The organism is Marinobacter qingdaonensis, from assembly GCF_034555935.1.
GTDB lineage: Bacteria > Pseudomonadota > Gammaproteobacteria > Pseudomonadales > Oleiphilaceae > Marinobacter > Marinobacter qingdaonensis.
Genome location: NZ_JAYDCJ010000003.1, coordinates 2,148,655 through 2,162,374 on the forward strand (window position 1 = coordinate 2,148,655; position 13,720 = coordinate 2,162,374).

Sequence of the window (13,720 nt, forward strand, 5' to 3'; positions counted from 1 at the left end):
TGATTCACCTTTGCTGTCGAGACGCTTATTCTGGACTTCATTCCCACCTCAAACGATCAGCACTTTCCAGCACTGATACTGGCGGCCGGGGCGTCGTCCCGCCTGGGCCGGCCCAAGGCCCTGTTGCCGATGGCCGGTGCGGACCGGATCCTGCTGGACCGGGCCATCGGCTTTGGCCAGTTGCTCAGTGACGATGTCCGGGTGCTGTGCGGCGCCTGGTATCCATTGATTCGCTTCCGTACCCGGCGTCAGCCGTCCCGCTGGCAGCGGGTGCCGGACTGGCACCTGGGGCTGTCGGCAACGCTGGCGGCCGGTCTGGCGGGCCTGGGGCCCAAGGCCAAGGGCGCGTTTGTGCTGGTGGCGGATCAGCCACTGCTGGACGAAGACGCACTCCGGGCTTTCGGCGAAGCTGCCCGCTTTGTGCCCAATCAGCCGCTGGCGGCAGACTACGGTGGGCGACCGGGCGTGCCGGCGTACCTGCCCCGATGGCTGTGGCCCGAGGTCATGGAACTGCAGGGGGATCGCGGGGCAGGGCAGCTGCTGGCCAGCGTGCGGGCGACCCGGGTGGAGATTCCCGGGGTGCACGACGACGTCGACACCCCGGAGGATTGGCTGCGGGTGCAGCGACGGCTCAGCCGAACAGGCCCGACAGCCAGGCAATCCCGACGCTGAAGATGCCCAGGCTGGCCGCCAGGCCAATGGTGTAGACCCGGGAGGAGGCCGAGCGCTGCTGGGCCACGAACAGGTCGATGGTGCGCTGGGCGATGTCTTCCGCGGTTTCCCGGGAAATCTCGTGGGCCTGCTGGATCGCCTCCGATTGCAGGGTCTGCCAGAACTCGGTGTCGATGGTCTGCACGCTGGTGATGTGGTCTTTCAGTTCGGCCATGTGGTCGGCGGTAAAACCGGAGTTGCGCTTCAGTTCCTTCTTCAGTTCCGCCAGTTCCCGGCCCAGGTTCAGGTTCACTTCCGCGGCCACCTCGTCCCGCAGATGTTTGGTGCGCTCGTCCACCAGCTTGGTCAGGCCGCCCAGGCGCTCTTCAATCACCGCTTCCTGCTTGTTGCGGGACTCGTCCAGGGCCCGTTTCAAGTGGTCAAACTGCTCGTCGAACAGGGAACTGAGCAGCTCGTGCAGGCGGTTGTTGATGTGGGTTTTCACCGCCGAGCGGGCAATCTGTTCAATCAGCTCGCTGGTCAGCGGCACCGCGTGCGAGCCGCCAGTGGCCAGGCCGCTGGCGCCCTCGTCGGTTTTCAGGGACAGCTCCACCGAGGCGTCGCCGGGGAGGTTGACCAGGTCGTCGTCTTCGTCGGCGAGGGCATCGAGGGCATCAAACTGGGGTGGCTCGGGCAGGGTGCCTTCGGTCACGTCCCGGTCCAGCTGGTCCAGCACCAGGGACAGGCCCTCGGTGTGGGGTGGTTTGGTCAGGATGTTGTAAACGCCAAAGTTCCTGGCCTCGTCCATGAAGGAGGAGGATTTTTTCGAGGTGCACATGATGATCGGGATGGCAGCGGTGTCCGGGTTGCCCTTGATCGCCTTGGTGGCCTCGACGCCGTTCATGCCGGGCATCAGGTGGTCCATGAAGATCACGTCCGGGCGACCGTCGTTGTTGAGGAAATCCAGCGCTTCCTCCGCCGAGCCTGCCATGTTGACTTCCATGTCGCGACTCTCCAGCAGCTTGCTCAGGGCAAACCGGGCAACTTTCGAGTCGTCCACCAGCAGAGCGTTCTTGATCGCCATGTCACTACCTCAATCGGTTACTGCAAACGCGTGTGTTATCGGGCGGCGGCGGGTCACCAGCCGTCCAGTGTCGGGCACTGCGTGGCCCGGTAGCTCTTGTCCCGATAACAGACGCCGGGTTCGGTTGTGCGGGCGGTGAATATCTCGCCGGCCGCGGTTGTCAGGCGCACCTGGCCATAGGGCTCGCCGTGCCGGAACGTGGCTTCGATGGAGCTGCCGTTCGGGTTCAGCAGCAGGCCCTTGCCGTGAAACTTGCCTTCGATGTACTGGCCTTCGTATTTCTTGCCGTCGGCGAACACCTCGGCGCCGCTGCCGTGGAAGGCGCCCTTGGAGAATTCGCCCTCGTAGTGTCGGCCGTCCGGGTAGGTGAGAGAGCCGCGGCCGTGGAAGTCATTGTCGCGGAAGGCGCCGACGTAGAGCATGCCGTCGGCGGTGGTCAGGGAGCCGTGGCCATTCAGGTGGCCGTCTTTCCAGTAGCCGGTCAGGATGTCGCCGTTGGCCATGGTCAGGGTGCCCTTGCCGTTGAACTGGTTGGCTTGGAACTCGCCGGTGTAGCGGGCACCGTCGGCGCTGCGCCAGGTGCCTTCGCCGGCTTTCTCGCCCTGGGCCCACTCGCCCTCGTAGCGGCTGCCGTCCGGGTACCAGGCGGTGCCCTTGCCATCGAACCGGCCATTCACAAAGTGGCCCTCGTAGCGCAGGCCGTTCGCGTCCTCATAGGTGCCGTCGCCGGTTTTCACGCCACCAACCCAGGTGCCGTCACGGTAGTTCACGGTGGTAAGTGCTTCCAGTTCGCCCACCAGGGTCAGGTCGCTGCCGGCTTCCAGGGCCACGGTCTGGCTCCAGGCCTTGTATCCGGGTTTGCTGATCACCACCCTGTAGTCACCAGGCGCCAGTTCCAGGTCCAGGCGGGTGGCGCCGTAGCCCTGGCCATTGATGGTGACCTGATCGCCAATCACGTTGGAGCGCAGCACCAGGGTGCCGGTGGTGGGTTTCGGTTCCACTGGCGCCGGCTCGAACCGGGGCACGGTGTCCACCAGGCTGGTCTTGGTCAGGGCGCCGGCCGGCTCGGCCATCGCCAGCTGGGTGGTGTTGTCCGGCATGGGCAGCACGGTAAAGGTGTCGACCTGGGCCAGAGCTGGAGCTGGCTTGCTTGACGGTTCGGCGGTGGTGGTCGGCTGTGGTTCGGGTTTTGGGGCGGCTTTGGTCTGGGTCTGCCTGGGCCGGCTTTCCTGGGTCACGGCCGCGACGGTGGGTTCGATGTTGGGCTCGGTGGCGGCGATGGCCATGTCCTCGCGCACGGAGGCGAAGCCGGCGGTTACCAGGAGCATCAATGCCAGTGCGTTAACGAACAGAAGTGGTCTGAAATCGACCATGATCGGACCTCTTGAACCTGCATTCCCGAATGTCGGATTACCGATTCATCTTAACCAGTGAGGTCCGGCTTATGTAACAGAAAGTGACTGGAGTTACTGAGAATGCAGGACAAATCACACTTTGTCCGGAAGCTGATCATGGTTGAGTTGCTCCCACGACCGCATGTACACATCGGCTTCGTATTCGTACGGGGAGCGGAACGGGGTCAGGACAAAATCGAACACCAGGAAGATGAAGCCGATGGAGCCCCAGGCAATGGCCAGGGTGCTGATCTTGGTGGCCTGGACCTCCGGATTGGCGCTGATGAAGTCCTGGAGCAGCGGCACCAGATCGGTGGCCATGACCACCGGGTTGAAGCTGGCCAGCACGAACGGAATCCAGAAGGCGATGAAGATGGGAAAGAAGCCAAACGACCAGAGCAGACGGCGCAGCAGGTAGATGGCAACTTCGCGCCAGAACTTCTGTCGTATTTCCGGCACCTTGCGGATTCGCTCCAGGTACCGGCGGCGCTCCGCCCAGTAAGCGGCAACTTCAGGCGCGTCCACGGCCTTGCTGTGAGGGGTGTAAGTCGTCATTTACTGCGGGGCTACCCTATCGCTTCTGGACTGTGCATGATAATCGATACTACGTGTTACCCTACAAGTCTCTATTTGTTAAAGACAGGATAGTTTGAATGGCTGCAGTGATCGAGAACGCAACCCATCCGGCTTTTGAAAAACTTCGCAGTCACCGGATTGGTACCCTCAATCTAGACGTTGAGGAATATCGTCACAAGAAAACAGGCGCCCGCCACCTGCATCTGGCGGCCGACAACGACGAGAACGTTTTCTTCGTCGCGCTGCGCACCTTCCCGATGGATTCCACCGGCGTGGCGCACATCCTGGAGCACACCGCACTCTGCGGCAGCGAACGCTATCCGGTGCGCGACCCGTTCTTCATGATGATCCGCCGTTCCCTGAATACCTTCATGAACGCGTTCACCAGCAGCGACTGGACGGCGTACCCGTTTGCCAGCATGAACCGCAAGGACTTCGACAACCTGCTGTCGGTGTACCTGGACTCGGTGTTTTTCTCCAAGCTGGACCCGCTGGATTTCGCCCAGGAAGGCCACCGCCTGGAGTTCGACACCCCGAACGACCCGAAGACCGATCTGGTCTACCGCGGTGTGGTCTACAACGAGATGAAGGGCGCCATGAGCTCGCCCACCTCCCAGCTCTGGCAGAACCTGAGCAGCCACCTGTTCCAGACCACCACCTACCACTACAACAGTGGCGGTGAGCCCGATCACATTGTCGATCTGAGCTACGACGAGCTGGTGAAGTTCTACCGCCACCATTACCACCCGAGCAACGCCATCTTTGCCACCTACGGCAACATTCCGGCCCACGAGCACCACGAGCGTTTCGAGGAACTGGCGCTCAAGCGCTTCGACCGTCTGGACATTGAGCTGCCGGTGCGGGACGAGAAGCGCATGTTCGCCCCGGTACGGGTGGAGCAGGGCTATGCCGTCAACGAAGGCGAGGGCACCGACCACAAGACCCACATCGTGATGGGCTGGCTGCTGGGCCACAGCTTCGACCTGCAGGAGAACCTGGAAGGCCAGCTGCTGTCGGCGGTGCTGCTGGAGAACAGCGCCTCGCCGCTGATGCGCGCGCTGGAAACCACCGAGCTGGGCCACGCGCCGTCGCCCATGTGCGGGCTGGAGGATTCCAACCGCGAGATGACCTTTGTCTGTGGCATTGAGGGCAGCGAGCCCGAGCGCCAGAAAGACCTGGAGGCGCTGATTGAGAGCACCCTGCAGAAGGTCGCGGACGAAGGCGTGAGCGAAGAGCGCCTGGAGGCGATTCTGCACCAGCTTGAACTGCACCAGCGCGAGATTGCCGGGGACCAGTTCCCGTACGGCCTGCAACTGATCATGAGCGCCATCGCCCCGATGGTGCACGGCGGCGACCCGGTCGAACTGCTGGACCTGGAGCCGGTGCTGGCCACCCTGCGCGAGAAGATCCGCGACCCGCAGTACGTGCCGAACCTGATTCGTCGCAAGCTGCTGGACAACCCGCACCGGGTCACCCTGACCCTGCGCCCGGACGAGCAGCTGGAAAGCCGTCGCCAGCAGGCCATTCGCGACGCCCTGGCCCAGCGCAAGGAAGAGCTGACCGAGGCCGAGGTCAAGCAGATCGTCGACCGCGCCCAGGCGCTGGAAGAACGCCAGATGCGCAAGGACGACGACTCCATCCTGCCCAAGGTGGACCTGACCGATGTGCCCCTGCAGATGCCGGAGCCGGAGTCCCGCTACGACGGCGACATCGCCGCCACAGTCTTCGCCCGGGGCACCAACGGCCTGGTGTACGAGCAGGTGGTGGTGCCGCTGCCGGAACTGACCGAGGAAGAGCTGCTGCTGGTGCCTTATTACACCGCGCTGATCTCCGAAGTCGGCTGTGGCGATCTGGATTACCTGCAGATGCAGGACCGTATTTCCGCGGAATCCGGTGGCATTGGCGCCAGCTTCAGCGCCAAGGGCCGGATTGACGACGTTCAGGCCCTGTCCGGCTACCTGGTGTTCAACGGCAAGGCCCTGGCCCGCAACCGCGGCGAGCTGACCCGGTTGCTGCGGGATGTCTATACCAATGCCCGGTTCGATGAGCAGGAGCGGATTCGGGAAATCATCGCCCAGATCCGCGCCCGCCGTGAGCAGGCTGTGACCGGCAGCGGTCACGCCCTGGCCATGGGCGCGGCGTCCCAGGGCATGAGCCCGGGCGCCTGGCTGGCGTTCCGGCTCGGTGGCCTGGCTGGTATTCGCGGCACCAAGGAACTGGACCAGGCGCTGAAGGACCCCAAGGAGCTGCAGGCATTCTGCGACAAGCTGGCGGCCCTGCACGACAAGATCCGCAACCAGGGCCGGGAATTCCTGGTCATTGGTGAGCAGGAGCAGTTGGGCGCCATGCTGGACGACCTGAAATCCTGCTGGCAGGGCGAGGCCGGCACGGCCACCTCCAGCTGGACCATGAAGCCGGTGAGCTACACCACCCGCGAAGCCTGGTTGACCTCAACCCAGGTCAACTTCTGCGCCAAGGCTTACAGCACCGTGCCGGTGGACCACCCGGACGCGGCCGCGTTGACCGTACTGGGTGGCTTCCTGCGCAACGGCTTCCTGCACCGGGCCATCCGCGAGAAGGGCGGTGCTTACGGGGGCGGCGCCGGTCAGGACAGCGTGAACGGCACCTTCCGGTTCTTCTCCTACCGGGATCCGCGTCTGGCGGACACCCTGGAGGACTTCGACATGGCCCTGGACTGGCTGCAGGAAACCGATCACGAATACCAGGAACTGGAAGAGTCTATCCTGGGCGTCATCGGCCAGCTGGACCGGCCCCGGTCGCCGGCCGGCGCTGCCCGCCACGCCTTCCACAACAAACTGTTCGGTCGCAGTCCCGAGCAGCGCGCCCGGTTCCGGGAGCGGGTGCTGGCGGTGACCCTGGACGACCTCAAGCGCGTCGCCGCCACCTGGCTGGTGCCGGAGAATGCCAGCACCGCCGTGGTCACCAGCCCGGACAACCGGGCCGTGGCCGAGGAGCTGGGGTTGAAGATCGAGGAGATGTAAACGGCCTGCGTTGTCGCAGCCGATGCACGAAAAAAGAGGGCCTGATGGCCCTCTTTTTTTATGGCTGCGAAGGCTTTCCTGTCGCCGCTGGCGCCGATCAGCGGTTCCGTTTCAGCCCGGTGGTCACCATGATCCGGGTCGAGATTTCCTCCACCGAGTAGGCGGTGGTGTTCAGGTAGGGGATGCGCTCGCGCCGGTACATGAGCTCGATTTCCTCGATTTCGTGCATGCACTGCTTGATCGAGGAATAGCGGGAGTTGGGCCGGCGTTCGTTGCGGATGGTAGCGAGCCGCTCCGGCTCAATGGTCAGGCCAAAGATCTTTTCCTTGTGCGGCTTGAGTACCGCCGGCATTTGCTGGTCGGACAGGTCCTCTTCGGTGATCGGGTAGTTGGCCGCCTTGATGCCGTACTGCAGGGCCAGGTACAGGCAGGTCGGGGTCTTGCCGCTGCGCGATGCGCCCACCAGGATCAGGTCGGCCTCGTCGTAGTGGCGCACACGTGCGCCATCGTCGTTATCCAGGGCGAAGTTCACCGCGTTGATGCGGCGCTCGTAGCTGCCCTCGTTGTTGATCGAGTGGGACTTGCCCACGGTGTAGGAAGACGAGGACTGCAGCTCCTGCTCCAATGGGTTCAGGAAGGTGCCGAAGATGTCGATCATGAAGCCCTCGGCGGTGGCGATGACGTCGCGAATGTCGCTGTTGACGATGGTGTCGAACACCAGCGGTCGGGCGCCGTCGGTCTCCGCCGCCTTGTTGATGCGGGTGACCATGTCCCGGGCCTTTTCCTCGTCGTCGATGTAAGGCACAGTCACGCGCTCAAACTCGATCTTCTCGAATTGGGCCAGAAGGCTGTGGCCGAGGGCCTCGGCGGTCAGGCCGGTACCGTCGGAAATAAAGAAAGCGGTGCGTTTCATGGGCTGTTATCCGGCTCCGTGTTGCGAGGTTCCCTAGGTAATTGCCGCAGGTTACAGTATCATACACGCCAAATTCGAGACTCCGCAGTGGATATTGCCCGCTATTGCCGCTAGATACCGCTGGCCCGGTTTTGCTCTAAGCTTTACAGACTCAAGGGAGACACGCTTTGGAAGATTACATTATCTGGTTTGATCACCTGGGAATGTCCGACGTTGACCGGGTGGGCGGCAAGAACGCCTCGCTTGGTGAAATGATCAGTAATCTCGCCAACGCAGGTGTTACCGTTCCTGGCGGTTTCGCCACCACCGCGCACGCCTACCGTGAATTCCTGGCCACCGACGGCCTGAAGGACAAGATCGACAACGCCCTGGACGCCCTGGACGTTAACGATGTGAACGAACTGGCCCGCGTGGGCGCCCAGATCCGTCAGTGGATCATCGACACCGATTTTCCGGAGTCTCTGGAAAACGCCCTGAAAGAGGCCTTTGCCAACCTGCAGGCCGGCAACGAGAACATGGCCGTGGCCGTGCGCTCTTCCGCCACCGCCGAGGACCTGCCGGACGCGTCCTTCGCCGGTCAGCAGGAAACCTTCCTGAACGTGGTGGGGCTGCAGCAGGTTCGCACCTCGGTGAAAGAAGTCTTTGCCTCCCTGTTCAACGACCGCGCCATTTCCTACCGCGTGCACCACGGTTTCGATCACAAGTTGGTGGCCCTGTCAGCCGGTATCCAGAAGATGGTGCGCAGTGAGACCGCGGCCAGCGGCGTCATGTTTACCCTGGACACCGAGTCCGGCTTCCGTGACGTGGTGTTTGTCACCGCCTCCTACGGCCTGGGTGAAACTGTGGTGCAGGGTGCCGTGAACCCGGACGAGTTCTACGTCCACAAGCCGACCCTCGAAGCCGGTCGCCCGTCGGTGCTGCGCCGCAACCTGGGCAGCAAGGCCATCAAGATGGTGTACCAGACCGACGCCGACGCCGGTGAGTTTGTCGAGACCGTGAAGGTCGAGCAGGACGACCGCAACCGCTTCTGCATCACCGACGCCGAAGTGGAAGAGCTGGCCAAGCAGGCCATGATCATCGAGCAGCACTACCAGCGTCCGATGGACATCGAATGGGCGAAGGACGGTGACGACGGCCGCATCTACATCGTGCAGGCCCGTCCGGAAACCGTGAAGAGCCGCGCCGCTGCCAACGTCATGGAGCGCTACCTGCTGAAAGAGACCGGCAAGGTTCTGGTCGAAGGCCGCAGCATCGGCCACAAGATCGGCAGTGGTCCGGTCAAGATCATCACCAGCATCAACGAGATGGATCGGGTCCAGGCCGGCGACGTGCTGGTCACCGACATGACCGACCCGGACTGGGAGCCGGTGATGAAGCGGGCCGCGGCCATCGTCACCGACCGTGGCGGCCGTACCTGCCACGCCGCGATCATTGCCCGCGAGCTGGGTATCCCGGCGGTGGTCGGCTGTGGTGACGCCACCGAGCTGCTGAAAGACGGCCAGGAAGTCACCGTGTCTTGTGCCGAGGGCGACACCGGCATGATCTACGAGGGCGCGCTGGACTTCGAGCTGCGCGAGAACACCGTCGACTCCATGCCCAACATTCCGTTCAAGATCATGATGAACGTGGGTAACCCGGACCGCGCCTTTGACTTCCAGTCCCTGCCCAACGAAGGCGTTGGCCTGGCGCGTCTGGAATTCATCATCAACCGCATGATCGGTGTGCACCCGAAGGCGCTGCTGAACTTTGACGGCCTGCCACGGGACATCAAGCAGACCGTGGAGAAGCGCATCTCCGGCTACAGCTCGCCGGTGGACTTCTACGTCGACAAGCTGGTGGAGGGCATCTCCACCCTGGCCGCGGCGTTCGCCCCCAAGAAGGTCATCGTGCGCCTGTCCGACTTCAAGTCCAACGAGTACGCCAACCTGATCGGCGGTACCCTGTACGAGCCGGACGAAGAGAACCCGATGCTCGGCTTCCGGGGCGCCTCCCGCTACATCTCCGACACCTTCCGCGACTGCTTCGAGCTGGAGTGTCGCGCCCTGAAGAAAGTGCGCAACGAGATGGGCCTGACCAACGTGGAAGTCATGGTGCCGTTCGTGCGGACCGTGGGCGAAGCCGAGCAGGTGGTGAATCTGCTGGCCGAGAATGGCCTGAAGCGCGGCGAGAATGGCCTGCGCGTGATCATGATGTGCGAGCTGCCGGCCAACGCACTGCTGGCGGAGCAGTTCCTCGAGCACTTCGACGGCTTCTCCATCGGCTCCAACGACCTGACCCAGCTGACCCTCGGCCTGGACCGGGATTCCGGCATCATCGCGCACCTGTTCGATGAGCGGAACGAGGCTGTGAAGGCGCTGTTGTCGAACGCGATCCAGGCCTGCAAGAAGGCCGACAAGTACATCGGCATTTGCGGGCAGGGCCCGTCCGACCATCCGGACCTGGCCAAGTGGCTGATGGATCAGGGCATCGACACCGTGTCCCTGAACCCGGATTCGGTGCTGGATACCTGGTTCTTCCTGGCCGACGAGAAAATCGACTGAGCCCATTCAAGGAATAGGAGAGCGAAACGTGGCAGATATCATTACACCGGATCTGTGTGACGAGTTCCCGGAAGTGGAAGTGGTTGAGCCTGGCTTCAACAACTACGGTGGCCACAAGGCGTTCGGTGGCGAAATCGTCACCGTGAAGTGCTTTGAGGACAACTCCGTGGTCAAGGAGCAGGTGGGTCTGCCCGGCAACGGCAAGGTGATGGTGGTCGACGGTGGCGCGTCCAAGCGCCACGCCCTGCTGGGTGACATGCTGGCGGAAAAGGCCGCGAGCAACGGCTGGGCCGGTCTGATCATCTACGGCTGCGTGCGTGATGTTGACGAGATCGGCCAGACGGCCCTGGGCGTGCAGGCGCTGGGGACGCACCCGCGCAAGAGCGAGAAGCGCGGTCTGGGGGACCTGAACGTGCCGGTGACCTTCGGTGGCGTGACCTTCACCCCGGGCGATTACGTGTACGCCGACAACAACGGCATCATCGTCTCCAAGAAGTCTCTGGTCTGAGGCTCCTGAACGCCGAAGCGCGGCCTGGGCCGCGCTTCGGTGTCATTTCCTGCAGTACCCTTCGATACTGGCTGGCCCTCAGCCAGCTACCAGCAGACGCTTAAAGCGCTACTGGGTCACCTCGTTGATGGTGGTGCCGAGCAGGTAACCATCACCTTCCGCTTCACAGCGCACCACTTCACACACGGTTTCCAGCGGTGGAATCTGCTCCCCGGTCGGGCGCAGCATGGTCTTCAGTTCTTCTCCGATGGCGACCGGCTGTTGCACGAACAGCTGCATGCCGGTGGCGCTGAGGTCCCGGCAGACACCGGTAAAGACCTCACCACGGGCGTTGGTGATTTCAATCTCCGAGTTCACCTGCATACGGTGAAAATCCCTTTTCTCCGAATAATCTCTCATGGCGTCAGGCCCAGTTGTCGGTCTTTCTGGTGGGTTTGAGCATTGGGATGATCAGCGCCAGCAGCACGCCGCCCAGCACCAGCCCGGCGCCCAGCAGCATGAAGTCTGATTCCTTGCTGGCTTCCAGACGCTCGTTCTCCGCGGTCAGCACCTCAAGGTCGTTGCGGATTTTCTGGTTTTCCTCACGCAGCTCGCGATTGCGCCGCTCCAGGTTGATGGAATCGGCGGCGATGCTCTTGATTCGCTGCAGTTCCGACTGCAGTTCCTCGGAGCGATTGGACAGCGAGGACTCCGAGCTTTCCAGGGCGTTGCGCTCCTGGGTCACTTCGCTCAGTTGCTCCTTTACCTGGGTCAGCTCGGTGCGGGCCTGCTCGAGCTCCCGGTTGGCCTGGCGCAGGCGGTCGGCGGCAATGGGGGTGTCGCTCAGATACTGGCTGGACACCCAGCCCTCGGTGCCTTTCGGCGTCCGCACCCGGGAATAGCCGGAGTCGTTGGTTTCCAGCAGTTCCAGCGGGGTGCCGCTGGGAACCGCGTTTTCAATGATCCGGAACTGGGTGCCGGCGCCGGCACGGACCGGCAGATAAAGCTGGTCGTCGACCCAGACAGTCTTGGCCTGAGCCACTGCCACGGACGAGACGACAACAAGGACACTGATGAGTAGTCGGAAAAGCGTCACTGGATACGTTCCCTGAGTTGCACGATTAAAAATCAGTCAATTAACAAAGGCGCAATTTTGTCACACTCAAGCGGCTGATCAAGCGGGGCTGCATTACGATACGCTCATGGACACCCGCTTGGCTCCTAGGGCAGCACGGCCTTGAACGGTTTCACCGTGACCTGTTTGTAAACCCCGGCCTCGATGTAGGGATCGGCGTCGGCCCAGGCCTGCGCCGCTTCCAGGGAGTCGAATTCGGCCACCACCAGGCTGCCGGTGAATCCGGCTTCGCCCGGATCGGGGGTGTCGATGGCGGGATGGGGGCCGGCCACCAGCAGGCGGCCCTCGGCCTTCAGGGCCTGCAGTCGGTCCAGGTGGGCCGGGCGGGCCTGCTGGCGCATGGGCAGGCTGTTTTCGACGTCTTCGCTGATGATCGCGTAGTACATGAAGGTCTCCGTTGTCGGTGTCGCGGCCAGCCGGGCTGGCGCTGCAATGGCTTCGGGTGGGTACAGGGGCAAGCGTTCACTGATACACTAGCGAGTGAGCAAGCACTGCCAACCCTCTGATTCAGGAATTGTTGTGACTATAACGCAAGACCCCGAGTTGTGCATTGATCTGCACTGCCACAGCACCGCCTCCGACGGCGCCCTGACGCCGTCAGCCCTGGTGGCCCGGGCGGCAGAGCGCGGGGTCACCCACCTGGCGTTGACCGACCACGACACCATTGCCGGGCTGGCCGAGGCGGGTGCCGCCGCCGGCGAGCATGGCGTTTCCCTGATTCCCGGGATCGAACTGTCCTGCCTGTGGAAGAGCCGGACCATTCACATTGTCGGGCTGGATTTCGATTCCGGCGACACCCGGTTCCGGGCCGCCCTCGAGCGGCAGCACGACAACCGGTGGGCGAGGGCGCGGATGATTGCCGAGCGCCTGAGCAAGCTGAAGGTGCCGGACCTGCTGACGCGGGCGACCGAGCTGTCCGGTGGTGATGTCCCGGGGCGCCCGCATTTCGCTCAGGCGCTGGTTAAGGCCGGGGTGGTGTCCAACACCGCCCAGGCGTTCAAGCGCCATCTGGGCAGCGGTAAGCCCGGTGATGTGAAGGCGTTCTGGCCGGAGTTGCCGGAGGTGGTGCGCTGGATCACGGACGCCGGCGGCATTGCGGTGCTGGCCCATCCTCGTAAATACCAGTTGACCGCGACCAAGCTGCGGGAGTTGACCGGGGATTTCCGTCGGGCCGGGGGGCAGGCGATCGAGGTGTCGACGTCGGGTCAGTCCAGCGGCGATCTGGGCTTCCTGGCGGAGCTGTGTCGGCGGGAACAGTTGCTGGCGTCCCAGGGCAGCGATTTCCACTTTCCCGGAGCACCCTGGTGTGAGCTGGGGCGTATCATGAAAATGCCAGACGGGCTTGAGCCGGTCTGGCATTGTTTCAAGCAGCCTGTGTCTGCGGCAGCGCCGGTTTAGTCCGGCGCGTGGAACAGCAGGTACAGGTCGGTCAGCGAGTCGGGAATGGCATCGGCCATCTGACGTGACAGCTTGTCGCTGTTGCGAACCTTCTGGAAGTCCTCATCGTCAAACAGCCCGGACAGGGTCAGCATCGGGACCAGCAGATCTGCGGTCTCCTCCTCACTGGCTGCCTCCAGCCACGCCGCCTCGTGTTCGAGGAAGGTGTCCACGAAGCCCGCGCACCAGTTTTCCAGTGCGTTCATCGGGTCGCCGTCTTCCGGTTCCGGCAGTTCCAGAGCCTGGCCCATATCCAGGGAATGGGCCATGGCCGTGGCCAGCTGCTGGACGCAGCGGCTGAACACGTCCGGAACCTCGCCACCGGGCACCTTGTCGGTGCCGGTGGCGAGGCGGAAGATGTCTTCCGCGCTCAGATCAACCGGGCCGACGACGCTGGCACAGACCACCCCGTGCAGGCCGAAGAAGTCCAGGGCGTCGTCACCCCAGGGATCGGCGAACAGGATGTCTTCCAGCGCTTCGATGTCGGAGTTGGATAGCATC

General features: G+C 63.2%; 13 protein-coding genes. 5 read left to right on the top strand and 8 right to left on the bottom strand.

Annotation, left to right across the window (positions count from 1 at the left end; all coding sequences use genetic code 11):
- Window positions 1-78: 78 nt before the first annotated feature.
- On the top strand, window positions 79-672 hold the full coding sequence (locus tag U5822_RS13090; protein ID WP_322856930.1) for a nucleotidyltransferase family protein: 594 nt from the start codon (window positions 79-81) through the stop codon (window positions 670-672).
- On the opposite strand, the gene U5822_RS13095 is transcribed toward U5822_RS13090, so the two are convergent.
- The 3 genes from U5822_RS13095 to U5822_RS13105 all read right to left on the bottom strand — a co-directional run bounded on the left by U5822_RS13095 (window position 632) and on the right by U5822_RS13105 (window position 3,684).
- Window positions 632-1,735, bottom strand: a complete 1,104-nt coding sequence (locus U5822_RS13095) for a response regulator (RefSeq protein WP_322856061.1) — start codon at window positions 1,733-1,735, stop codon at window positions 632-634. The genes U5822_RS13090 and U5822_RS13095 overlap by 41 nt on opposite strands.
- Before the next feature lie 53 nt (window positions 1,736-1,788).
- Window positions 1,789-3,108 (bottom strand): MORN repeat-containing protein, encoded by a 1,320-nt coding sequence (locus U5822_RS13100; RefSeq protein ID WP_322856062.1) that lies wholly within the window; start codon window positions 3,106-3,108, stop codon window positions 1,789-1,791.
- Window positions 3,109-3,222: 114 nt separating this feature from the next.
- Window positions 3,223-3,684, bottom strand: a complete 462-nt coding sequence (locus U5822_RS13105) for a hypothetical protein (RefSeq protein ID WP_322856063.1) — start codon at window positions 3,682-3,684, stop codon at window positions 3,223-3,225.
- 98 nt (window positions 3,685-3,782) lie between these two features.
- On the opposite strand from U5822_RS13105, the gene U5822_RS13110 reads away from it, so the two are divergent.
- On the top strand, window positions 3,783-6,707 hold the full coding sequence (locus U5822_RS13110) for an insulinase family protein (protein WP_322856064.1): 2,925 nt from the start codon (window positions 3,783-3,785) through the stop codon (window positions 6,705-6,707).
- A 97-nt stretch (window positions 6,708-6,804) separates the two neighbouring features.
- Here U5822_RS13110 and ppsR read toward each other — a convergent pair whose 3' ends face one another.
- A complete protein-coding gene (gene ppsR, locus U5822_RS13115; protein ID WP_322856065.1) occupies window positions 6,805-7,620 on the bottom strand; it encodes a posphoenolpyruvate synthetase regulatory kinase/phosphorylase PpsR in 816 nt (271 codons plus the stop codon).
- Window positions 7,621-7,787: 167 nt separating this feature from the next.
- Here ppsR and ppsA point away from each other — a divergent pair, with 167 nt between their 5' ends.
- On the top strand, window positions 7,788-10,160 hold the full coding sequence (gene ppsA / locus U5822_RS13120; RefSeq protein ID WP_322856067.1) for a phosphoenolpyruvate synthase: 2,373 nt from the start codon (window positions 7,788-7,790) through the stop codon (window positions 10,158-10,160).
- Between the two features lie 28 nt (window positions 10,161-10,188).
- Window positions 10,189-10,668, top strand: a complete 480-nt coding sequence (rraA, locus tag U5822_RS13125; protein WP_322856068.1) for a ribonuclease E activity regulator RraA — start codon at window positions 10,189-10,191, stop codon at window positions 10,666-10,668.
- A 108-nt stretch (window positions 10,669-10,776) separates the two neighbouring features.
- On the opposite strand, the gene U5822_RS13130 is transcribed toward rraA, so the two are convergent.
- The 3 genes from U5822_RS13130 to U5822_RS13140 all read right to left on the bottom strand — a co-directional run bounded on the left by U5822_RS13130 (window position 10,777) and on the right by U5822_RS13140 (window position 12,168).
- Window positions 10,777-11,067 carry a PilZ domain-containing protein gene (locus tag U5822_RS13130; protein WP_322856069.1) on the bottom strand — a complete coding sequence of 97 codons (291 nt, stop codon included), beginning with the start codon at window positions 11,065-11,067 and terminating at the stop codon, window positions 10,777-10,779.
- A 4-nt stretch (window positions 11,068-11,071) separates the two neighbouring features.
- A complete protein-coding gene (locus U5822_RS13135; protein ID WP_322856070.1) occupies window positions 11,072-11,743 on the bottom strand; it encodes a TIGR04211 family SH3 domain-containing protein in 672 nt (223 codons plus the stop codon).
- A 125-nt stretch (window positions 11,744-11,868) separates the two neighbouring features.
- On the bottom strand, window positions 11,869-12,168 hold the full coding sequence (locus U5822_RS13140) for a YciI family protein (RefSeq protein WP_322856071.1): 300 nt from the start codon (window positions 12,166-12,168) through the stop codon (window positions 11,869-11,871).
- Window positions 12,169-12,301: 133 nt separating this feature from the next.
- On the opposite strand from U5822_RS13140, the gene U5822_RS13145 reads away from it, so the two are divergent.
- A complete protein-coding gene (locus U5822_RS13145; RefSeq protein ID WP_322856072.1) occupies window positions 12,302-13,180 on the top strand; it encodes a PHP domain-containing protein in 879 nt (292 codons plus the stop codon).
- Here U5822_RS13145 and U5822_RS13150 read toward each other — a convergent pair.
- Window positions 13,177-13,719 (bottom strand): YecA/YgfB family protein, encoded by a 543-nt coding sequence (locus U5822_RS13150; RefSeq protein ID WP_322856073.1) that lies wholly within the window; start codon window positions 13,717-13,719, stop codon window positions 13,177-13,179. The two genes, U5822_RS13145 and U5822_RS13150, sit on opposite strands and share 4 nt — an antisense overlap.
- Window position 13,720: the final 1 nt, after the last annotated feature.